The sequence below is a fragment of the Pseudomonas sp. MDV22-iso1 genome (assembly GCF_058145095.1).
Window position 1 is genome coordinate 38,869 of sequence record NZ_JBYVMF010000013.1, and the last position, 20,200, is coordinate 59,068.

The following is a 20,200-nucleotide window of genomic DNA, read 5'->3' on the forward strand; positions in this document are numbered from 1 at the left end:
TCAGGCCAGGCCCTGCTCCTTCAACCGTCTGTATAACGTGCGTTCACTCACGCCCAGGTGTCTGGCCAGTTCGCTGCGGGTGCCTTTGAAAGTCGCCACTAGCTGTTCCAGGTCACTGCTGTCGGGCGCAGGCATCACGGCTGGGGCGGGCAACGTCACGGGGGGCGCGGGCAGATGCAAGGCGTGAATGACGCCGTCGTCGGCAAACAGTGCCGCTCTTTCCAGGACATTGCGCAGCTCGCGGATGTTGCCCGGCCAGGCAAACCGCTGCAATTGCATCAGCGCTTCGGGATCGATGCTCAGCCGACGCTTACCAATGCCGGAACGTTGAAGGAATGAATCCACCAACAAGCCGATGTCTTCAAGGCGATGACGCAAGGGTGGTAAATGGATAGGGAAAACGCTGATGCGGTAGTACAGGTCCTGTCTGAACTCGCCTCTCTCGAGCATTTTTTCCAATGGCTTATGGGTCGCGGCCACCAACCTGAAATCCGCGTGCAGGGTTTCCACACTGCCGACACGGCGATAGGTTCCAGACTCAATCAATCGCAACAGCTTCACCTGCATGGCCAGGGGAACGTCGCCTATCTCATCGAGAAACAGCGTACCGCCCTGGGCCGTCTCCACCAGGCCCACCTTGCGCACGGTGGCACCGGTAAACGCACCCTTCTCATGGCCGAATAATTCGCTTTCGAACAAGGTTTCGGTCAACCCGGAACAATCCACCACGACAAAAGGCCCCGCCGCCCGCTCACTGGTTTCATGGACAGCGCGGGCAAACAGCTCCTTGCCGGTGCCCGACTCTCCCAGCAGCAGCACCGGCAGCATCGAGGGCGCTACCCGCTGCAGTTCCAACAACGCCTGATTAAAGGCCGGCGAACTGCCCACCAACCCCTCATTGCTGGGCCGGGCCGATGCGCTACGCACCAAGGTAAGACGCTCCACATAAGCGCTGATGACGCCATGCTCATTCAGGATCGGACGCAGTTCCACATCGACGTGTTCGGGCCCGCGCGGTGTGTGATGAATGTGCAAGACCCGATCCGGACTGCGCATCTCCCTGGCCTTTTTCATCGGGCAATTCTCGCCGGCCTGGTCACAAGGCACATCGTAGTGGTGGGAAACCCGATAACACTTATGGCCAATGAACGGCTTGTCGGCGCTGCCGAACTGACGCAGGTAAGCCGTGTTCGCCGCCAGAATGTTGTAATCAGGATCGAGGACGATCATCGGCTGGGGCTCGTGTTCGAGAAACGAGACCAGGGATTGCACCTGATCTGGGCGGGGAATCAGGTATTGGGTGGGCGGCAGGCTGTGCGTCATCGCGGCTCCAGTGAATTATCGCAGGGGTGACACTGCCACTATGCCAACAAACACTGCCAATGGCAGTTAATTGTCTGGGCATCGGAAGATGCCTTGTCGGCATTTATGAATTTAAAATCAATAGAATCATAATGTTAGCCTTACAAAACAAGCTGGATTCAACATGGCAACATTATTGCTTTGTCTGTTCTTCAAGCCACTCGACGAGAGCGCGAAGGAGACCGTTTATGACCGTAAAACCGTACGTCGAAGGATTTTTCGATCCAGAGACCCACACTGTCAGCTATCTGGTGCTGGACGACGCGACCCGCCAGTGCGCATTGATCGACAGCGTCCTGGATTACGACCCCAAATCAGGCCGTACCGCAACTACCTCGGCCGATAAGCTAGTGACCCGAGTGATCGAGCTTGGGGCGAAGGTCGAATGGATTCTTGAAACCCACGTTCACGCTGACCACCTCACCGCCGCCCCGTACCTGAAGGAAAAACTCGGCGGCACAATAGGGATCGGCAGCCAGATCGCCGCCGTGCAGGAAGTCTTTGGCCTGCTGTTCAACACAGATCGGGAGATGCCCCGCGATGGCAGTCAGTTCGATCATCTGTTCGTCAATGACGAGTCGTTCACGATCGGAACGCTGCAATGCCGGGCGCTTCACACACCGGGCCACACCCCCGCCTGCATGACGTATGTCATCAGCGACGGCCAGGAAACGGCGGCATTCGTTGGCGACACCTTGTTCATGCCCGACTACGGCACCGCACGGTGTGACTTCCCTGGGGGCAACGCGCATACCTTGTTCCGATCCATCAACAAGGTTTTGAGTCTGCCGTCCAATACCCTCCTCTACACCTGTCACGATTACCAACCCGGTAACCGCGAGGTGCAATTTTCCAGCACCGTCGCCGAGCAACGTGCCGACAATGTCCACGTCCGTAACGGCATCAGTGAAGAAGCATTCGTGGCGATGCGCACGCAGCGCGATGCCTCGCTGGACATGCCGACACTCATCCTGCCCTCGGTCCAGGTCAACATGCGGGCCGGGCATTTCCCGGAGCCGGAATCGAACGGGACGCACTACCTGAAAATCCCGCTCAACCGGCTTTGACGCCCCCCCTCCCCTATAAGAAAAATCGTCATCACGGAGACATTCATGGACATCCGCCACCTTGCGTCCGGCCTCTCGATATCAGGGCAAATTCAGCCCGAACAATTGAGTGAGTTAAAAAACAGCGGCTATCGCTCCATCATCTGTAACCGCCCTGATGGTGAAGGCAGCGATCAACCGTTGTTTGCCGACATCAAACGTGCTGCACAAGCGATAGGCATCGAAGCGCACTACCTTGCCGCAGAGTCCGGCAAGGTGACCGACGAACAGGGCGTTGCCTTTGGCAAATTGTTCGAGTCCTTGCCCAAGCCAGTGTTGGCGTATTGCCGCTCCGGCATGCGCTCGACGACGATGTGGGCACTGTCCCAGGCCGGCCAGCAGCCCTTGCCACAGATTGTCGAAACGGCCAGCAAAGCCGGCTTCGACATGAAAGGCGTCATTCGCAGAATTGCCAACGAGGGATGCACGCCTGTTGGCGTGGCCGAGGCCCGACATGCGGTGGTCATCGTCGGCGGCGGCGCGGCGGGCATCGCGGCGGCTTCAAGCCTATTGGCACGCGAGCCAGGCCTGGACATTGCCATCATCGATCCGGCGGATGTGCATTATTACCAACCCGGCTGGACCCTCGTCGGCGGTGGCGTCTTCGACGCGCACAAAACGGCCCACACGATGGGCGGAACCATTCCCCGGGGCGTGCATTGGATCAAAGCGGCTGTCGCTGCTTTCGAACCTGAAAACGACGCCATTATTCTCGATGGATGCAGAGTGGTCCGATACGAGCAGTTGATCGTATGCCCGGGCCTTAAACTGGATTGGCATGCCATAGAAGGCTTACCGCAGACACTGGGGCGCAACGGCGTCACCTCGAACTATCTGTACCACCTGGCCCCCTACACCTGGGAACAGGTGCAGCAACTGCGCAGTGGCCGGGCCATTTTCACGCAGCCGCCCATGCCGATCAAATGCGCTGGGGCCCCTCAAAAAGCAATGTACCTGTGCGCCGACCAATGGAGACGCCAAGGGGTACTCGGCGATATCGAGATCGATTTCTGCACCGCTGGAACAGTCCTGTTCGGCGTTCCCGACTACGTGCCGGCCCTGATGGAGTACGTCCACACCTATGGGATCGACCTGAATTTCGGCAGTACGCTGACGTCTGTCGATGGACCGGCACAAACGGCGACCTTCAGGTGCGTCAAGGCCGACGGCAGTACTCACCTGGTGACCCACGACTTCGACCTGCTGCATGTGGTGCCCCCGCAGGTTGCGCCGGATTTTATCCGCGTAAGCCCTCTGGCCGATGGGGTGGGCTGGGTTGATGTCGATCCCGACAGCTTGCGGCATAAAACCTGGGCGAATATTCACGCACTGGGCGATGCGACCAATACCAGCAACGCAAAGACCGCAGCGGCGGCGCGCAAGCAGGCGCCCGTGGTCGCCCATAATGTGCTGGCGGCCATGGGCAAGGCCAAGGGCACTGCCCATTACGACGGCTACGGTTCCTGCCCGCTGACCGTGGAACGGGGCAAAGTCGTTCTCGCTGAGTTCACCTATGGCGGCAAGCTTGCCCCCAGCTTCCCGTCCTGGCTGATCGACGGTACTCGGCCATCGAGACTCGCCTGGCTACTTAAAGAGCGAATTCTTCCGCCGCTGTATTGGAAAGCCATGCTCAAGGGCCGTGAATGGCTGGCGAAACCTGAATTGGCGGACCTATGAAAACAAACCTCTGCTCCAGGAGACCGAGATGATCGCAGTCTTGGTACTGGGCTTTACAGTGGGCGTGATCCTGGCGCTGACCGGTGCCGGCGGCGGCATACTCGCGGTCCCGTTCCTGGTTTTTGGCGTGGACTTGAGCATCGCCGAAGCCGGGCCCATTGGTTTGCTGGCGGTGGGCCTGGCTGCCACCCTGGGCGCCGTGATGGGCCTGCGCAATGGCATCGTGCGCTACAAGGCTGCACTGCTGACAGCCAGTGCGGGCGTCATCTGCTCTCCGCTGGGCCTTTGGTTGGCGCAGCGCACGCCTAACCATCCGTTGACGATCCTGTTTGCCTTGTTGCTGATGTACGTGGCGTTTCGGGCATTGCAAAAATCATTGCCCGCTCATGTCAGGGCAAAGTCATCCGAAACACGCAAACCGCCGCCCTGTGTTCTGGACGAAAATCGCGGCAAGCTGAACTGGACCGGCCCTTGTGCCTGGGCACTCACGGCTTCGGGGATGGTCGCCGGGGTTCTTTCCGGACTGCTCGGCGTGGGCGGTGGTTTCGTCATGGTTCCGGCGCTCCAGCGGTACACCAACTTGACCACGCAGTCGGTGCTCGCCACGTCGCTGACCGTGATCGCTTTGGTTTCTTTGTCAGGAGTGCTGGCGAGTTCGGCGATGGGCCACCTGCAATGGCCAATAGCGCTACCCTTTTCTGTGGGGGCCATCGTCGGCATGCTCGGCGGGCGCCTGGTCGCCGCGAGGTTGCCGGAACCCTATCTGCAAAGAGGCTTCGCCCTGGTGTCGACGCTGGTAGCGGTCGCCCTGCTGGTAAAGGTCCTGGGGTGAATAACCGGGTGGAAAATCATCGATGTGTAGCGGAGAACCCTGATGAATATTGACTGGCTCAACTTTACGCCGTGGGCATCCCTGGCCGGCGGCATGTTGATTGGCTTGGCGGCCAGCCTGTTCGTGGTCGCCAACGGACGGATCGCCGGCATCAGTGGGCTGATCGGCAGCCTGCTGCAGCGAGGCAGCGAAGGGTTGCCCGAGAAGGCGCTGTTTCTCCTGGGCCTGCTCGTCGCGCCGCTGTTATGGGGCGTGTTTGCCACCTTGCCGCCGATCGAGTTCCAGAACGGCTGGCTCGGCCTCACCGTCGCCGGCCTGTTGGTGGGGATCGGCACTCGTTACGGTTCGGGCTGCACCAGTGGCCATGGCGTGTGTGGCCTGTCACGCCTTTCACCGCGCTCGATGGTCGCCACCGCGTGTTTCATGCTCAGCGGTTTCGGCACGGTGTTTGTCCTGCGTCACGTGATGGGGGGTTGAACATGCGCAAACTGACGGCATTCATCGCCGGCCTGCTCTTTGGCCTCGGGCTGCTCCTGGCAGGCATGGCCAACCCGAAAAAGGTGTTGGGATTTCTAGATCTGGCCGGCACCTGGGACCCGTCCCTGGCGTTGGTGATGATCGGCGCGATCGGCACCGCCATCGTCCCCCTGGCCTGGGCGCGCCAACAGACTCATTCGCTGCTGGGGAGCCCCATGCAGCTGCCGGTCAAGCGGGAACTGGATCCGCGCCTGATCGGCGGCAGCCTGGTGTTTGGCATCGGCTGGGGCATCGCCGGCATCTGCCCTGGCCCCGCCGTGGCCATCCTGCTGACCGGGCACTGGCAGGCCTTTGTGTTCATGCTGGCCATGTTGGCAGGCATGTTGTTGTTCACCGCGCTGGAAACCCGGCGCGGTCATTGATCGGGAGATTGCCATGAAAGCCAACATTGGAACCATTGACCGGGGCGCACGTATTGCCGCGGGGCTTGTCCTCATCATCCTGAGCCTGACCGGCTTGATCGGCGCGTGGGGCTGGATCGGCCTGGTGCCATTGGCCACCGGTTTCATGCGCTTCTGTCCGGTCTATTCGTTGTTGGGCATAAAGACCTGCAAACGTTGCTGAGACGCGCAATGGCCGTTCTCCTGGAACGGCCATTGACCTTGCCAGTCACCCTTGCAGCCTGCAACAGGCTCACTCAACCAGAGGATTCGCCGTCATGCCCCGCTCACAGCCCGATACATTTGACGTAGTCATCATCGGTGGCGGCCAAGCGGCGTTGGCGGTGGCCTATTTCCTGCGACGCACGCCTCTGTCGTTCATCATCCTCGACGCCCAGAAAGAACCCGGTGGTGCCTGGCGCCATGGCTGGAACTCGCTACGACTCTTTTCCCCGGCGACCTGGAGTTCGATTCCCGGCTGGATGATGCCCCCCTCACAGGATGGCTATCCATCGCGAGACCATGTGGTCGACTACCTCAAACAGTATGAACAGCGCTATCAATTCCCCGTGGTGCGGCCGGTACAGATCACCCGTGTGGAACGCACCGAAACAGGTTTGCGCGTACACGCCCCGGACAGGCAATGGGACGCCCGGGTCGTGGTCAGCGCAACGGGCACCTGGAGCCACCCCTACATCCCTCGCTACCCCGATGCTGCCTTATTCGCCGGTCGGCAATTGCACTCTGCGGACTATGTCGAGGCGGCCCCTTTCGCCGGCAAGAAAGTCCTGGTGGTAGGTGGCGGTAATTCAGGGGCGCAGATTCTGGCCGAGGTGTCGAAAATCGCCGAGACCACTTGGGTCACGCCCGTTGAGCCGCTGTTTCTTCCCGACGAAGTGGATGGGCGCGTGTTGTTCGAGCGCGCCACTGAACGTTGGAAGGCCCAGCAGGAAGGTCGCGTCATCGACCAACCGGTGGGAGGGTTGGGTGACATCGTCATGGTGCCGCCCGTGGTCGAGGCCCGTGAACGCAATGTCCTTCAGGCCGTCAGGCCTTTCGAGCGCTTTACCCGCAACGGCGTGATCTGGGCCGACGGCCGCGAATCGGCGGTGGACGTGGTGATCTGGTGCACCGGATTCAGGCCGGCCCTGCAGCACCTTGCTACGCTGGGGGTGCTCAACAATGAAGGCCGCGTGGAAGTCGAGGGCACTCACTCGATACAACAGCCCGGGCTGTGGCTGGTCGGCTACGGCGAGTGGACGGGGTCGGCGTCCGCCACCCTGATCGGCGTTACACGCACCGCACGCAGCACGGTCGGCGAGATAGTCGCCTTTCTTGCCGCTCCATCGACGGCAGGAGGCGTTGAAAGCTGTTGACCAGCCCGATATTGCCGTTAAACGCAACCTACTCCAGGCCGCCCATGGCCAGCAGATAAGTGATCGCGATGATGCTTAGCCGGGCGCTGCCGGTATCGCAGGCAGCCAGATATCCCACCGCTATTGCCCCAGGCATTGGCTTGCAAGTGGCGGTTGTCCATGGCCGCCCCTCCACCGGGCTTTCAGCGCTGTCCCCCTGACCATCGAGCAAGGGCTGATCGGCTCCGCCATGGGGCAGCCTGGTGCTGGGGTTCAACGAACTGCGCATGGTTTTCCTACGTGCCATAGACCTGGATCAAAACCCGCCAACGCCCTTTCACTATCATGAACACTCGGCGTGTAACGCTAAGGGCTGAGGGCTCTCCATGGAACTCGTACTCCAACTGTTCAATGGCGGGGCCGGCAGTCTAGCCTCCTACTTGGCGGCCCACGTGCTGCTCTGCCTGTTACCGGCGTTCTTTATTGCCGGTGCCATGGCGGCCCTCATACCCAAAGCCAGCATCACCCACTGGCTGGGCCGGCACGCGCCGGTTTACGTGTCCTATCCGGCAGCAGCGCTGGCGGGATCTCTGATTGCCGTTTGCTCATGCACTATTGTGCCGTTGTTCGCAGGCGTCTATCGCAAAGGCGCAGGTATTGGCCCGGCGATCACCTTTCTGTTTTTCGCGCCGGCAGGCAACATCATGGCCCTGGCCTATACCGGCAACATCCTGGGGGTGGACTTTGCCATCGCCCGCTTGATTCTTTGCCTGGTGTTCGGTATCGGCATCGGCTTGCTGATGGCCACCATTTTCTGGAAGGACGACCAGACCCACGACGCACAGTCCGATGCCCTGTTCGCCGAGAAAGCCAGTGTTTCGCGGCCTGCATTGGGCGTGCTGCTGTCCTTGGTGGCCCTGCTGGTTGCCGGCACCCTAAAGCTCTGGCCCCTGACCGCAGACCTGTTCAGCATCAATATGCCGTTGTCCTGGGCCCAGGCATGGCAGGACACACTGTTTAGCTGGGTACCATTCGATTCCAGCAAGGGCGAGGAAGGTGTCGGCTTCCAAGGCTCCGTGCTCATCGCCCTGCTGCTGATGATCGCCGCCACCGCCAAGCGCGGCCTGGATAACATCACCGAAGGGGCTAATCGCTGGACATGGGTTGCGCTGGGTCTGGCCGCCAGTACCTTGCTGATCGCCTCGATGCGCCTGACACCAGAACCCGGCACCTTGACCTTTACCTTCACGGGGCGTCTATTGGCCGTTGCCATGACCATGCTGTCCGTCTGGTACTTTGCCCGCCAGTTGCCCGCCGCAGATTGGCAAAGCTGGTTGTGGGAAGCCTGGCGCTTCGTGAAGCAGATTTTCGTGGTACTGGTGGTGGGCGTATTCATTGTTGGCATGGTGCGCCAGGTCATTCAGCCCGAGTGGATTGAAGCCCTCGCGGGCAGCAACTCCGTGCTGGCCAATGCCGTAGCCGTTGGCTTCGGCGTATTCATGTACTTCCCAACCCTGGTGGAAGTACCCGTTGCCAAGATGTTCCTGGATCTGGGCATGCACCCTGGCCCTCTCCTGGCCTACCTGATGGCCGATCCTGAACTGAGCTTGCAGAGCATGCTAATGGTGGCCGTCGTGATTGGCCGCAAGAAGACCGCCGCTTACGTTGGGCTGGTCGCCTCGTTCAGCATCGTCGCCGGCCTGCTGTTTGGCGCCTGGATTGACGGCACTGGCTGGCTGACCCTCGGCGCAGGGATGGCGGCCTGGCTGCTCGTAGTGGCCAGTGTCTATCTGTTGATCCGCCTTCAACGTACACAAACCGCAAGCTGACCAACACACGAAGGAGCTGCATATGCTGAACGTCAAGATCCTCGGTTCGGGCTGTGCCAACTGCAAGAAACTGGAAGCGGTAGCCCGCGAGGCCGCGCAGAACCTGAACATCCAGGCCGAGTTCGAAAAGATCACCGACATGAGCAAGATGATGACTTACGACATCCTCGCCACGCCTGCTCTGGTGATCAACGAGAAGGTGGTCAGCAGCGGAAAGATTCCGACTGTTGCAGAGATCCAGAGCTGGATTTCTGCGGCGCAGTGACGGCTGAAAATTAAAGATGTCCATGACACCACCAGCGCGACAGTCGTTTGATAACAGATCCGTTCGGGGTGCTTGGGGTTGATGGGGAAGTTCTTGGCCATGCCGATCTCCGGTCGTTGAAGTCCATCTGGGTGCCCCCCCGTCGAACCGTTGTTCTTACTGGATGATCATTGGTCTTACTCATGTCAGCCCCTTTTGCCGGACTTGTTTTTCTAGCGCCAATCCAGATAACGAAACAGTTCCTCCTCCTGATCAAAATGCAGTCGCACGAGGGTATCCAGACGAATCAATTGATGCTGGATCTCATCAGCCGGTTCCGTTGCGGGGGCGGCGCTGAAGTCGCTACTCATGCGCGCCAGTAAATGGATAAGTCGAAAGATCTCCCGGTGAACATGACTCATGGCAGACATCGGGTCCTCGCCTGGCAGGCTTCGCGTCAGCAGGGGGTACAGTGTGTCTTCATCTTCGTGTTCATGCTGCGCCAGTGATGTTTGCAGCTTGTTGACCAGCGCCACCAGGTCGGCTTGTGCTTGCGCAAGTGGGCGCTGGGCGAAGTCATTGGCCAGTTGGTGCAAATCGCTCAGTACGGTGGAGAGTTGCTGGTGTTCAGCTTGCAGGCGATCAATATTCTCAGCGGTAAGCTTTCGTTTTCTCAGCCCCCGCAACGGCCCCAGTGCCCGCAAGGCGTTAATGATGATCACCACGTCGATGCCCTCCTGCACTACGGCGCCAATCAGCGGCGGCAGGTAACCGAGGGCCGCCACCACCATGGCCAGTAACGACATTCCCATGCCGACCAGCACGCCCTGGCGGGCGATGTCGCGGGTGCGTCGGGCAATGTCCAGCGCCTCGACCAGACGATCCAGACGATCCACCAGCAGCACAACACCAGCGGCTTGTGCAGAAGCAGTGGCACCGCTGGCCCCCATGGCTACACCGACATTGGCCGCCGCAAGCGCGGGGGCGTCGTTGATGCCATCGCCGACCATCAATGTGCTAGTGCGCAGGCTCGCTTGCTGTACCGCACGCACTTTATCCTCAGGGGTCAACCCGGCATGCAGCTCGTCAATCCCGGCGGACAGCGCAATCATCTCGGCGGTTTCCAGGCGGTCCCCGGTTAGCATGACGATCTTTTCGATACCTCTATTGCGCAGTCGACGCAGAGTCTGCGGCGTTTCGCGCCGAACGTTGTCCGAGAAAATCAGCAGGCCCGCGAGTTTCCCATCCACGTCGATGAAGCTACCACTGCACGCCAGGTAATCCATGTGCCGTAGCATGGCGTCGCCCCAGTCAGTTCCAGGGGCGTCTTTGTGAGCAAAAGACAACGTGCCGAAACGCACCTGCACGCCATCGACATGCCCACAAAGTCCAGAGCCCGGGCTTTCTTCTACGTCCTGCGGGACGCTGAGAGGCAATTGACGCTGATGCGCCGCTTCAACAATTGCCTGCGAGACAGGATGCGTCGAGGCCTGCGCCAGTGAAGCGGCCAGGCCAAGCAGGCGCTGCGGATCGGCCAGTCCGTTGACCTCTATCGACTGCAGACGGGCATGGCCGCTGGTGAGCGTGCCGGTCTTGTCGAGGAACACCTGCTTGATTGCGGCCAACGCTTCCAGGGTCACGCCGTCCTTGATCAGGATTCCGCGCCGCGCGGCCCTCGAAATACCCGACATGATGGCAATCGGTACAGCCAGAATCAAAGGGCAAGGTGTGGCCACCACCAGCACTGCCAGCGCTCGCAAAGGATCTCCACTCAAATACCAAGCCAATCCGGCAAGCAGCAACGTCAGTGGGATGAAGAACAATGCATAGCGGTCGGCCAGGCGAACGAAGGGTGCGCGTGAACGGCGTGCCGCCTCGGCCAGCCGCACTATGCCTGCATAGGTACTCTGCGCGGCCGTTCGCGTGGTGATTAGCAGAATGGGCGCACCGACATTGGACACGCCACTGGACAGTTGCTCGCCCTCTCGACGGGTTACGGGCAACGACTCACCACTGAGCGCCGATTCATCCAGAATCGCCGCAGGACTCAGCAGCCGACCGTCGACCGGTATCACCTCCCCCAGTCGCACCAACAATGTTTGATGCAGTTGGACCTGCTCAACGGGAATCTTGCGCAAGCCACCCTCCTCCTGTAACCAGGCAAAACGTGGCGCCCGGTCGATAAGCGCACGAAGCTCGCGCTCGGCGCGTTGCTTGGTGAAAAACTCCAGGGTCCGCCCGGACGCCAGCATTAAGGCGATCACCGCTGCCACCAGTGTCTGCTCAAAGACCAGAGCGGCGGTGATCGACAGCAGCGCGATCAGGTCCACACCAGCCTCGCGCCGGGCCAGACGCCTGACGATTTCAACGAGCAGTACCGCAGACATCACCAGACTGCCTGCTGCCCAGCACATCGATGCCCAATCAGGTTTCTGCGCAATATGCGCGACGCCTCCGGCCAGCAGCGTCAGTGCGGTGAGCAGCAATAGTAGGGGGTCCAGCCACTTACTGAGCATCGAAGTGAGTTCCTCAAAAAAGCGATTCGCATGCCTCGCTGTAAAAACATCTGCCGCTCATCGAGATAGAGCTTAGGACTCGAATGTCTTTCGTGTCCGCCGGTGCGCAGCAATTGAGGCGTTGGACACAAAACATGTCATGGCTGCGCCCGGATGAATCGGCTGCTTTCCCTCTTACTGATCTAGATCAAACCGACGTTGCACGTTCACGCAGAAATTAGGGTCAGCATTCGCACCATCGCCTTCGATGAGTGCAGAAACTCTCGTTTCGTGGAGGCTCCCATGGCTACGCACCTGCAAGGCACCCAACCGGTCGTCCCGCCGACTGCCACCCACCCCCTTGCAGGCAATTTGCGAAAGGTGGAACCCAAGCGTCTGTCCTTGAGCCTGCTGATTGCCCTGGTGGTCGGTTCGATGATCGGCAGCGGCATTTTCAGCCTGCCGCAAAACATGGCGACCAGTGCGGGGGCCGGGGCGATTCTGATTGGCTGGCTGATCACCGGCGTCGGCATGCTGTCGCTGGCGCTGGTTTATCAGACCTTGTCCAACCGCCAACCGGCGCTGGACAACGGCGTGTTCGCCTACGCCCGCGCCTTGGGTGGCGAATACCTCAGTTTCAACTCAGCCTGGGGCTACTGGATCAGTGCCTGGATCGGCAACGTCAGCTACCTGGTGATTTTGTTCGCTGCGCTGAGTTATTTCTTCCCCCTGTTCGGTGAAGGCAATAACAAAGCTGCGATTGCCGGGGCGTCCGTGGTGCTGTGGTCATTGCACTGGATGATTCTGCGGGGCATGCACACGGCAGCGCGGGCCAACGCGTTGACGACGGTGGCCAAGATCGTGCCGTTGCTGCTGTTTATCGGTGTGGTGATAGCGGCTTTCCAGCGTGAAACCTTCAGTGTCGACTTCTGGGGGGCGCCCGCGCTGGGCAGCACCCTCGATCAAGTCAAAAGCACCATGTTGGTGACTGTCTGGGTGTTCATCGGTATCGAGGGCGCCAATGTGTTCTCTGCCCGCGCAGCGGAGCGGGCCAATGTCGGCCGCGCCACGGTCATCGGCTTTGTCATTACCCTGTTGCTGTTGATTGCAGTGTCGTTACTCTCGCTGGGCATTCTCAGACAACCTGAACTGGCCGCACTGAAAAATCCTTCGATGGCCGGCGTGCTTCAGGCCGCAGCCGGGCCATGGGGCGCGGTGCTGATCAGCATTGGCTTGATCATTTCGGTGGGTGGCGCCCTGCTCGCCTGGACGCTGCTGGCGGCGGAATCGGTGTTCACACCGGCCAAGGAAAAGGTCATGCCGGGCGCGCTGGCCGTGGAAAACACCCAGGGTGTACCGGCCAATGCGCTGTGGATCACCAACGGCTGCATTCAACTGTTCCTGTTACTGACGCTGTACTCGAGCGCCAGTTACCTCGCGCTGATTTCCCTGGCCACCTCGATGATTCTGCTGCCGTACCTGTTCAGCGGGCTTTATGCGCTGAAGCTGACCTGGCAGGGCCAGAGCTATGCCGGCCACCGCGCCCTGCAACTACGCGACATGGCTATCGCCTCGGTCGCCTCGCTGTATTGCCTGTGGCTGCTGTATGCCGCCGGGCCTAAATACATGTTGCTCAGCGCTTTGCTCTACGCCCCCGGTTCGTTGATTTACCTGGCCACCATGAAGGCTCGTCAGGGGCAACCGCTCAGCGGCCCGGAGACGGGACTGTTGATCATTATCTGGACGGCGGCAGCCTTCGCCGGCTGGATGCTGTGGTCCGGGACGCTGTCGTTGTAGGGGCAGCACCACAGGAAGCCGCCAGCGTCGAGGCCAGGTCGAGTTTCGTTCAGTTCCGCCAGCTCATCTTTGATTATCTCGAACCTGGGTCGCTGTTCAAGGCGGCCATGGTTTGCCTAAGGATATCCGCACAACCCGCGCGCGCATGCCGTTTAAGTTTCCCGACCCTGTAAGCCCTCGTTGTGTAGAGGGAATGAGTTGTCATCTGGAGGATCACTGCAATGACCACGGAAAAAGTTAAGTACGGCGTACATTCCGAAGCCGGAAAACTGCGCAAAGTCATGGTTTGCTCTCCCGGCCTGGCCCATCAGCGGCTGACCCCGAACAACTGCGACGAGCTTCTTTTCGATGATGTGCTGTGGGTCGCCCAAGCCAAGCGCGACCATTTCGACTTCGTCACCAAAATGCGCGAGCGCAATGTCGACGTACTGGAAATGCACAACCTGCTGACCGACATCGTCGCCATCCCTGAAGCCCTGAACTGGATCCTGGAGCGCAAGATCACAGCCAATTCAGTGGGCTTGGGCCTGGTCAACGAAGTCAGCTCGTGGCTGCGCAGCCTGGAGTCGCGCAAGATTGCCGAGTTCCTGATTGGCGGCGTGTCGGCGGATGATCTGCCGGACAGCTTCGGCGGCAAGACCATTCAGATGTTCCGCGATTTCCTCGGCCACTCGAGCTTCATTCTGCCGCCGTTACCCAACACCCAGTTCACCCGCGACACCACCTGCTGGATTTTCGGTGGCGTGACGCTGAATCCGATGCACTGGCCGGCGCGCCGTCAGGAAACGTTGCTGGCCAGCGCCATCTACAAATTTCACCCGGAGTTCACCAACGCTGACTTCCAGATCTGGTATGGCGATCCGGATCAGGAACACGGCAACGCCACACTCGAAGGCGGCGACGTGATGCCCATCGGTAACGGTGTTGTGTTGATCGGCATGGGCGAACGGTCCTCGCGCCAGGCCATCGGCCAGCTGGCGGTGAACCTGTTCAAGCACAACGTCGTAGAGCGCGTAATCGTCGCAGGCCTGCCGAAATCCCGCGCAGCGATGCACCTGGACACCGTGTTCAGCTTCTGCGACCGCGACCTGGTGACGATTTTTCCGGAAGTGGTCAGCCAGATCGTCGCCTTCACCCTGCGCCCTGACGACAGCAAACCGGGCGGTATCGACATTCGTCGCGAAGATACCAACTTCCTCGACACCGTGGCCAAGGCGCTCAACCTGAAAACGTTGCGCGTGGTGGAAACCGGCGGCAACAGCTTCGCCGCCGAACGCGAGCAGTGGGACGACGGCAACAACGTGGTGGCCGTGGAACCGGGCGTGGTGATCGGCTACGACCGCAACACCTACACCAATACGCTGCTGCGCAAGGCCGGTGTGGAAGTCATCACCATCAGCGCCGGCGAACTCGGTCGCGGGCGTGGTGGTGGCCATTGCATGACCTGCCCGATCATCCGCGATCCTATCGACTATTGATTCCTGTGCCCTGCTTCGCGCTCATAAAGCGGGAAGCAGGTGGATAACCCAAACTCAAGGAGATCCCATCATGGCTTTCAACATGCGCAACCGCAGCCTGCTCTCGCTGATGCACCACACGACGCGCGAGCTGCACTACCTGCTGGACTTGTCCCGTGACCTCAAACGCGCCAAGTACACCGGCACCGAGCGTCCACACCTGCAAGGCAAGAACATCGCACTGATCTTCGAAAAAACCTCGACCCGCACCCGTTGCGCCTTCGAAGTCGCGGCCCACGACCAAGGCGCTCACGTCACCTACATCGACCCGGTGTCGTCGCAGATCGGCCACAAGGAAAGCATGAAGGACACCGCCCGCGTGCTGGGGCGGATGTTCGACGCCATTGAATACCGCGGCTTCGAACAGGAAATCGTCGAAGAGCTGGCCAAGTTCGCCGGCGTGCCGGTGTTCAACGGACTGACCGCTGAATTCCATCCGACGCAAATGATCGCCGACACCCTGACCATGCGTGAACACAGCGACAAGCCGCTGCACGACATCAGCTACGCCTACCTCGGCGACGCCCGCTACAACATGGGTAATTCGCTGCTGATGATCGGCGCCAAACTGGGCATGGACGTGCGCATCGCCGCACCGAAAGCCTTGTGGCCGCGCGCTGATTTCATTGCTCAATGCGAAGCCTTCGCCGAAGACAGTGGCGCACGCATCACCATCACCGAAGACCCGAAAGAAGCGGTCAAAGGCGTGGACTTCATCCACACCGACATCTGGGTGTCGATGGGTGAACCGGTGGAAGCGTGGGACGAGCGCATCGAGCAACTGATGCCGTATCAGGTCAACGCCTCCATGATGAAGGCTTCGGGCAACCCGCGCGTGAAATTCATGCACTGTTTGCCCGCGTTCCACAACAGCGAAACCAAGGTCGGCAAAGACATTGCCGCGCGCTATCCGCACTTGGCCAATGGCGTTGAGGTGACTGAAGAGGTCTTCGAATCGCCGGCCAACATCGCCTTCGAGCAAGCGGAAAACCGCATGCACACCATCAAGGCGATTCTGGTGTCGGCGTTGGCAGATCTCTAACGGCCACCCTGGCTCCTTGTGGGAGCTGGCTTGCCAGCGATGGCCACACCTCGGTGTTTCAGAGACACCGCGGTGATGCCATCGCTGGCAAGCCAGCTCCCACAGGCCCGCTTTCTCTTCCAGAAGGACATGCACCATGCGTATCGTCGTTGCTTTGGGCGGTAACGCCCTGCTCCGCCGGGGTGAACCCATGACCGCGGACAACCAGCGCGCCAACATCCGGATCGCCGCTGAGCAGATCGCAAAGATCCACCCTGGCAACCAACTGATCATCGCCCACGGCAATGGTCCACAAGTGGGCCTGCTGTCACTGCAAGCGGCGGCCTACACCTCGGTGTCCCCTTACCCGTTGGACGTGCTTGGCGCCGAAACAGACGGCATGATCGGCTACATCATCGAGCAGGAACTGGGCAACCTGCTGGACTTCGAAGTGCCGTTTGCCACGCTGCTGACTCAGGTCGAAGTCGACGCCAACGACCCGGCGTTCCAGCACCCGAGCAAACCCATCGGCCCGGTCTACACCAAGGCCGAAGCGGAAAAACTCGCCGCCGATAAAGGCTGGGCCATTGCCCCGGACGGCGACAAATACCGCCGTGTGGTCGCCAGTCCGATACCGAAACGTATCTTCGAAATCCGCCCGATAAAATGGTTGCTGGAAAAAGGCAGCATTGTGATTTGTGCCGGCGGTGGCGGCATTCCGACGGTGTACGGCGCCGATGGCAAACTCCAGGGTGTGGAAGCGGTGATCGACAAGGACCTGTGCTCGGCGCTGCTGGCCGAACAGCTGAACAGTGATCTGTTGGTGATCGCCACCGACGTCAACGCCGCTTTCATCGACTTCGGCAAACCCACCCAGAAAACTATCGCCCATGCTCATCCTGATGAACTGGAAAAACTCGCCTTCGCGGCCGGCTCCATGGGGCCAAAGGTGCAGGCAGCCTGCCAGTTCGCTCGCAACACCGGCAAAGTGGCAGCCATCGGGTCACTGGCCGACATTGAAGATATCGTCAACGGCGCAGCAGGCACTCAAATCAGTACAACCGAGGAAGGTATCCGCTTCCGTTGACATTGCTTTGGGGTACTGAAGGGCACCCGCTGATGAGGCTACTCTCGTCAGCGTAATGACCTTCAAGGCTGATCAATTTGGATTAGTTCGACGCTGTCGCGATGTTCCAGCAGGTATTTGCTGCCGGTGACCGTGCCTGCTGCACCGAGAAATGTCATACGCATGACCGTCTCCTTGAACATTCATGGGAGCGCTATTGATCGCTCCTTTTGGCGCAAGAGCAGTTGATTTTTATCAACAGCGGGCGCGACCGGGTCATCGTTTCAGTCAAACCAAGGCAATGAATTGACGATCGTCAAGCTGCACGGGGCCCTGTTCAGTACGCTCTCGGCAGTACTGCCGATTAACCTGTCGATCCCGTGGTGATAGACCGTGCCCAGCACCACCATGTCGAATGCATTCTGTTGGGCGAAAAGTCCGATCACCTTGTGGGGAATGCCGGTCCGTAGATGTTGGCATTTTTTGTCGATGCCATAACGTTCGACAAGTACCTCAAAGGCCTCCTTCTGGGCATCGTTGACGGCGTCTCTCAAACTGTCATCCAGACTCAGTGTTGGCACACTCCTCGTAGCGTCGCCCATCACCGACCAGTTATTGACATTCAACACGTGCAAGGCGGCGCCACAGGAGGCCGCCAACGTTGAGGCCAGGTCGAGAATCCGGTCATTGAGCCCTTGGGTCAGCTCCTCCAGATGGGACAGATCGATGGTCGCTAGGATTTTCACCGGTTTGGGATTTTTAGCTTCAGTAACCAGATGCAAGGGGGCCGGACAGTTGCGCAGCAACAGCCAGTCCAGGGGCCGATGGAACGCGCGATCGAGTGCCGGTACATGCTGGGTGTCCTTGATCACCAGATCCGCATGGAAGTCATTGACGTACTCAAGCATATGCACCGCGGTGGATTTGGCCCAGACCACCTCGGTGGTTACCTGCAACCCGATGCATCGCTGAAACCGGGCTTGCTGCTCCAGCCAGTGTCGATGCACCTGCAAGTAGCCCTCCCGTGCCTGCGCCATCGCATCGTGATCAAACAGCCCGGCCACCGCCAGCGCTTGCACATAGTCGAACGCGACGATGTGCAACAAGGCTCCGGTGGAACAGGCCAGTGTGTGCGCCCGGTCAAACGCTGGCGTGCGGATCATTTCGCTGGGGGCAATCAATAGAATACGTTTAAGTTTCAGCATCATAGACCTCGTCCCTGGAACGCGTTACCTGCCTGACTGCAAACCGGCTTCCTGTCCGGGACTCCTGGCCGTTGCCTGCGCCTGTTCCGCCTTCATGTCGGCTTATTCATGACTTTTCCCTTCGGTTTATCTCAACCGGAAAAGCTACAGATCGTTGACCCAAGTATCTGACCTCATCGCCTGCACACTCTGATTTTTGTCAACTAATGGCCCGCTGGCGATAAGTGAGGAACTCACTGAAGCCTTGTTGATTTAGCTCAATGTCTTGGCGCCACTCAGGCGTAAAAAAAAGAACCGGGCGCTGTGTCCCGTCAATGGCGGATTACTGGCGCTACGCTCCTGCACCGCCGGAGGTTCGCCATGCTGGCAGTCACGTTGATCAATACGCTGGTGGTCATCCTCGTCGTGGTGATCCACTACGAATGCCTGTTGCGCCTGAACGATTGGCTTCCGCGGCTCAAGCTTTGGAGTCGTTTCAGGATTGTCGTCGGGGTATTCGGCGCGCTGGTAGCTCATGCGCTCGAAGTCTGGTGCTTCGCGCTGGTCTATTACCTAATGGTGCGTTCCGGCGAATGGGGCGGCCTGACGGGCAACTTCGATGGTTCAATGCTGGACTGTGTCTATTTTTCCTTCACTACCTACACGACGATCGGTTTCGGCGATATTTCACCCGTCGGTAAACTCAAGTACCTGACCGGCCTGCAGGCGTTGACCGGTCTGGTACTCATTTCCTGGACGGCCTCGTTTCTATTTCTCGAAATGCAGAAATACTGGAAGAGCAAATAACAAGCGCAGGTATACGCTTTGCCAGACCCTTCTGTCGGTCTGGCATAAACGGCCTGTGTCTCTTCAGGCTCAGACCGCCAGGACGCTGCAAGGCACTTGATACAAAATATGCTCGGTCGTACTGCCCAACAGCTTGTCCAGCCCATGGGATTGGACTCTACCCATCACGATCACATCCACTTGATGCTCGTTAGCGAACTCGCTCAGCGCCGTGACGGGGTGTCCTGGAATGAAGTGTCGACGATCGGAGGGCACCCCATACCGACCGGCCAACGTGAGGAAAGATTTTTCCAGGTCTCTGCGCAGCGCTTTGGTGAGGTCAGCCAGCGTCAGACCGCCCATGTCCGCCAGAAAGGCGGCGGAAATATTGCAGGCGTACAGCAAATGCAACTCGGCATCACACTGCATGGCGAGGCCGCTGGCTTGCTGGATGATCCGGTCATTGAGTTCGTCGTCGGGAGACTCGACGTCCGACACTTCGACCGCCGCCACAACCTTGCGCGGCGGCACGAAGCCGCTCCCGCCCACCAGGTAAACCGGTATCGAACAGTGACGCAGCAAATGCCAATCCAGAGGCGTGAAAAAGGCACGCTTGAGCGCTGATTCATGCTGAACTTCCTTGATCAACAGGTCGGGCTGCATTTCCGAGACGTGATCCAGGATGTCTTGCTTCATGTCATCGGCCCAGGCCACCTCGGTGGTCACATCGATCCCCCTGCCCCGCAGATTTTTTGCCTGGTCCTTTAGCCAGTCGTGATGGTCTTGCAGGTAAAGCTCCCGAGCCTTTTCCCGGTCGCCTTCTTCGAGCAGCGACAACATTTTCAACGAAGGAATCAAGGCGACAATATGCAAACTCGCGCTGCTCGCCTTGGCCAGCGCTGCAGCATGATTGATTGCCTGAGAATGGCGCGCGGCCGGGTTGATGATCACTAACAACCGTTGATACTGGCTCATGATCTGCCTCCAGTCAGGTGGGTATTCGATGTCGCGC

18 protein-coding genes and 1 pseudogene are annotated in these 20,200 nt (G+C 59.6%); 14 read left to right on the plus strand and 5 right to left on the minus strand.

Annotation, left to right across the window (positions count from 1 at the left end):
* Window positions 1-1,323 (minus strand): sigma-54 interaction domain-containing protein, encoded by a 1,323-nt coding sequence (locus AC3ZVB_RS16075; RefSeq protein WP_490147098.1) that lies wholly within the window; start codon window positions 1,321-1,323, stop codon window positions 1-3.
* 227 nt (window positions 1,324-1,550) lie between these two features.
* Here AC3ZVB_RS16075 and AC3ZVB_RS16080 point away from each other — a divergent pair, with 227 nt between their 5' ends.
* From AC3ZVB_RS16080 to AC3ZVB_RS16110, 7 genes are all read left to right on the plus strand, one after another.
* On the plus strand, window positions 1,551-2,429 hold the full coding sequence (locus AC3ZVB_RS16080) for an MBL fold metallo-hydrolase (protein ID WP_490147099.1): 879 nt from the start codon (window positions 1,551-1,553) through the stop codon (window positions 2,427-2,429).
* 45 nt (window positions 2,430-2,474) lie between these two features.
* Window positions 2,475-4,145, plus strand: coding sequence for a bifunctional protein tyrosine phosphatase family protein/NAD(P)/FAD-dependent oxidoreductase (locus tag AC3ZVB_RS16085; RefSeq protein ID WP_490147100.1), 1,671 nt, complete (start codon window positions 2,475-2,477; stop codon window positions 4,143-4,145).
* Window positions 4,146-4,173: 28 nt separating this feature from the next.
* Complete coding sequence (locus AC3ZVB_RS16090) at window positions 4,174-4,977, plus strand: sulfite exporter TauE/SafE family protein (RefSeq protein WP_490147101.1); 804 nt, start codon at window positions 4,174-4,176, stop codon at window positions 4,975-4,977.
* Between the two features lie 42 nt (window positions 4,978-5,019).
* Entirely contained in the window at window positions 5,020-5,454 is a 435-nt protein-coding gene (locus AC3ZVB_RS16095) for a YeeE/YedE family protein (RefSeq protein WP_490147102.1), read from the plus strand.
* Between the two features lie 2 nt (window positions 5,455-5,456).
* A complete protein-coding gene (locus AC3ZVB_RS16100) occupies window positions 5,457-5,876 on the plus strand; it encodes a DUF6691 family protein (protein ID WP_230148244.1) in 420 nt (139 codons plus the stop codon).
* 13 nt (window positions 5,877-5,889) lie between these two features.
* The gene (locus AC3ZVB_RS16105; protein WP_490147103.1) at window positions 5,890-6,078 is read left to right on the plus strand and encodes a YgaP family membrane protein; all 189 of its coding nucleotides are present in this window, start codon (window positions 5,890-5,892) and stop codon (window positions 6,076-6,078) included.
* 94 nt (window positions 6,079-6,172) lie between these two features.
* Entirely contained in the window at window positions 6,173-7,270 is a 1,098-nt protein-coding gene (locus AC3ZVB_RS16110; protein ID WP_490147104.1) for an ArsO family NAD(P)H-dependent flavin-containing monooxygenase, read from the plus strand.
* Window positions 7,271-7,301: 31 nt separating this feature from the next.
* Here AC3ZVB_RS16110 and AC3ZVB_RS16115 read toward each other — a convergent pair.
* A pseudogene (locus AC3ZVB_RS16115) lies at window positions 7,302-7,400 on the minus strand (thermostable hemolysin); the annotation flags it as partial.
* Between the two features lie 235 nt (window positions 7,401-7,635).
* On the opposite strand from AC3ZVB_RS16115, the gene AC3ZVB_RS16120 reads away from it, so the two are divergent.
* Both AC3ZVB_RS16120 and AC3ZVB_RS16125 read left to right on the plus strand, forming a co-directional pair.
* The gene (locus tag AC3ZVB_RS16120; RefSeq protein WP_490147105.1) at window positions 7,636-9,078 is read left to right on the plus strand and encodes a permease; all 1,443 of its coding nucleotides are present in this window, start codon (window positions 7,636-7,638) and stop codon (window positions 9,076-9,078) included.
* A gap of 22 nt (window positions 9,079-9,100) precedes the next feature.
* On the plus strand, window positions 9,101-9,343 hold the full coding sequence (locus AC3ZVB_RS16125) for a thioredoxin family protein (protein WP_490147106.1): 243 nt from the start codon (window positions 9,101-9,103) through the stop codon (window positions 9,341-9,343).
* 212 nt (window positions 9,344-9,555) lie between these two features.
* Here AC3ZVB_RS16125 and AC3ZVB_RS16130 read toward each other — a convergent pair whose 3' ends face one another.
* Entirely contained in the window at window positions 9,556-11,838 is a 2,283-nt protein-coding gene (locus AC3ZVB_RS16130; protein WP_490147107.1) for a heavy metal translocating P-type ATPase, read from the minus strand.
* 282 nt (window positions 11,839-12,120) lie between these two features.
* Between AC3ZVB_RS16130 and arcD the strand changes: the two genes are divergently transcribed.
* The 4 genes from arcD (at window position 12,121) to arcC (ending at window position 17,239) form a co-directional block, all read left to right on the plus strand.
* Complete coding sequence (gene arcD, locus AC3ZVB_RS16135; RefSeq protein WP_490147108.1) at window positions 12,121-13,614, plus strand: arginine-ornithine antiporter; 1,494 nt, start codon at window positions 12,121-12,123, stop codon at window positions 13,612-13,614.
* A gap of 221 nt (window positions 13,615-13,835) precedes the next feature.
* Entirely contained in the window at window positions 13,836-15,092 is a 1,257-nt protein-coding gene (gene arcA, locus AC3ZVB_RS16140; RefSeq protein WP_490147109.1) for an arginine deiminase, read from the plus strand.
* Between the two features lie 70 nt (window positions 15,093-15,162).
* Window positions 15,163-16,173, plus strand: a complete 1,011-nt coding sequence (locus AC3ZVB_RS16145; protein ID WP_490147110.1) for an ornithine carbamoyltransferase — start codon at window positions 15,163-15,165, stop codon at window positions 16,171-16,173.
* A 136-nt stretch (window positions 16,174-16,309) separates the two neighbouring features.
* Window positions 16,310-17,239: a carbamate kinase gene (arcC, locus tag AC3ZVB_RS16150; RefSeq protein ID WP_490147111.1), complete on the plus strand. Its 930-nt coding sequence runs from the start codon at window positions 16,310-16,312 to the stop codon at window positions 17,237-17,239.
* 263 nt (window positions 17,240-17,502) lie between these two features.
* Here the strand turns inward: arcC and AC3ZVB_RS16155 are convergent, their stop codons facing one another.
* Window positions 17,503-18,423, minus strand: coding sequence for a universal stress protein (locus AC3ZVB_RS16155; RefSeq protein WP_490147168.1), 921 nt, complete (start codon window positions 18,421-18,423; stop codon window positions 17,503-17,505).
* 360 nt (window positions 18,424-18,783) lie between these two features.
* On the opposite strand from AC3ZVB_RS16155, the gene AC3ZVB_RS16160 reads away from it, so the two are divergent.
* Window positions 18,784-19,209 (plus strand): potassium channel family protein, encoded by a 426-nt coding sequence (locus AC3ZVB_RS16160; protein WP_162438032.1) that lies wholly within the window; start codon window positions 18,784-18,786, stop codon window positions 19,207-19,209.
* Window positions 19,210-19,278: 69 nt separating this feature from the next.
* On the opposite strand, the gene AC3ZVB_RS16165 is transcribed toward AC3ZVB_RS16160, so the two are convergent.
* Window positions 19,279-20,163, minus strand: a complete 885-nt coding sequence (locus AC3ZVB_RS16165) for a universal stress protein (protein WP_194693157.1) — start codon at window positions 20,161-20,163, stop codon at window positions 19,279-19,281.
* Window positions 20,164-20,200 lie beyond the last annotated feature (37 nt).

Bases quoted from the DNA above. Each gene is read 5' to 3' on its own strand.
- AC3ZVB_RS16075 (WP_490147098.1), bottom strand. From the start codon at position 1,323: ATGACGCACAGCCTGCCGCCCACCCAATACCTGATTCCCCGCCCAGAT.
- AC3ZVB_RS16080 (WP_490147099.1), top strand. From the start codon at position 1,551: ATGACCGTAAAACCGTACGTCGAAGGATTTTTCGATCCAGAGACCCAC.
- AC3ZVB_RS16085 (WP_490147100.1), top strand. From the start codon at position 2,475: ATGGACATCCGCCACCTTGCGTCCGGCCTCTCGATATCAGGGCAAATT.
- AC3ZVB_RS16090 (WP_490147101.1), top strand. From the start codon at position 4,174: ATGATCGCAGTCTTGGTACTGGGCTTTACAGTGGGCGTGATCCTGGCG.
- AC3ZVB_RS16095 (WP_490147102.1), top strand. From the start codon at position 5,020: ATGAATATTGACTGGCTCAACTTTACGCCGTGGGCATCCCTGGCCGGC.
- AC3ZVB_RS16100 (WP_230148244.1), top strand. From the start codon at position 5,457: ATGCGCAAACTGACGGCATTCATCGCCGGCCTGCTCTTTGGCCTCGGG.
- AC3ZVB_RS16105 (WP_490147103.1), top strand. From the start codon at position 5,890: ATGAAAGCCAACATTGGAACCATTGACCGGGGCGCACGTATTGCCGCG.
- AC3ZVB_RS16110 (WP_490147104.1), top strand. From the start codon at position 6,173: ATGCCCCGCTCACAGCCCGATACATTTGACGTAGTCATCATCGGTGGC.
- AC3ZVB_RS16120 (WP_490147105.1), top strand. From the start codon at position 7,636: ATGGAACTCGTACTCCAACTGTTCAATGGCGGGGCCGGCAGTCTAGCC.
- AC3ZVB_RS16125 (WP_490147106.1), top strand. From the start codon at position 9,101: ATGCTGAACGTCAAGATCCTCGGTTCGGGCTGTGCCAACTGCAAGAAA.
- AC3ZVB_RS16130 (WP_490147107.1), bottom strand. From the start codon at position 11,838: ATGCTCAGTAAGTGGCTGGACCCCCTACTATTGCTGCTCACCGCACTG.
- arcD (WP_490147108.1), top strand. From the start codon at position 12,121: ATGGCTACGCACCTGCAAGGCACCCAACCGGTCGTCCCGCCGACTGCC.
- arcA (WP_490147109.1), top strand. From the start codon at position 13,836: ATGACCACGGAAAAAGTTAAGTACGGCGTACATTCCGAAGCCGGAAAA.
- AC3ZVB_RS16145 (WP_490147110.1), top strand. From the start codon at position 15,163: ATGGCTTTCAACATGCGCAACCGCAGCCTGCTCTCGCTGATGCACCAC.
- arcC (WP_490147111.1), top strand. From the start codon at position 16,310: ATGCGTATCGTCGTTGCTTTGGGCGGTAACGCCCTGCTCCGCCGGGGT.
- AC3ZVB_RS16155 (WP_490147168.1), bottom strand. From the start codon at position 18,423: ATGCTGAAACTTAAACGTATTCTATTGATTGCCCCCAGCGAAATGATC.
- AC3ZVB_RS16160 (WP_162438032.1), top strand. From the start codon at position 18,784: ATGCTGGCAGTCACGTTGATCAATACGCTGGTGGTCATCCTCGTCGTG.
- AC3ZVB_RS16165 (WP_194693157.1), bottom strand. From the start codon at position 20,163: ATGAGCCAGTATCAACGGTTGTTAGTGATCATCAACCCGGCCGCGCGC.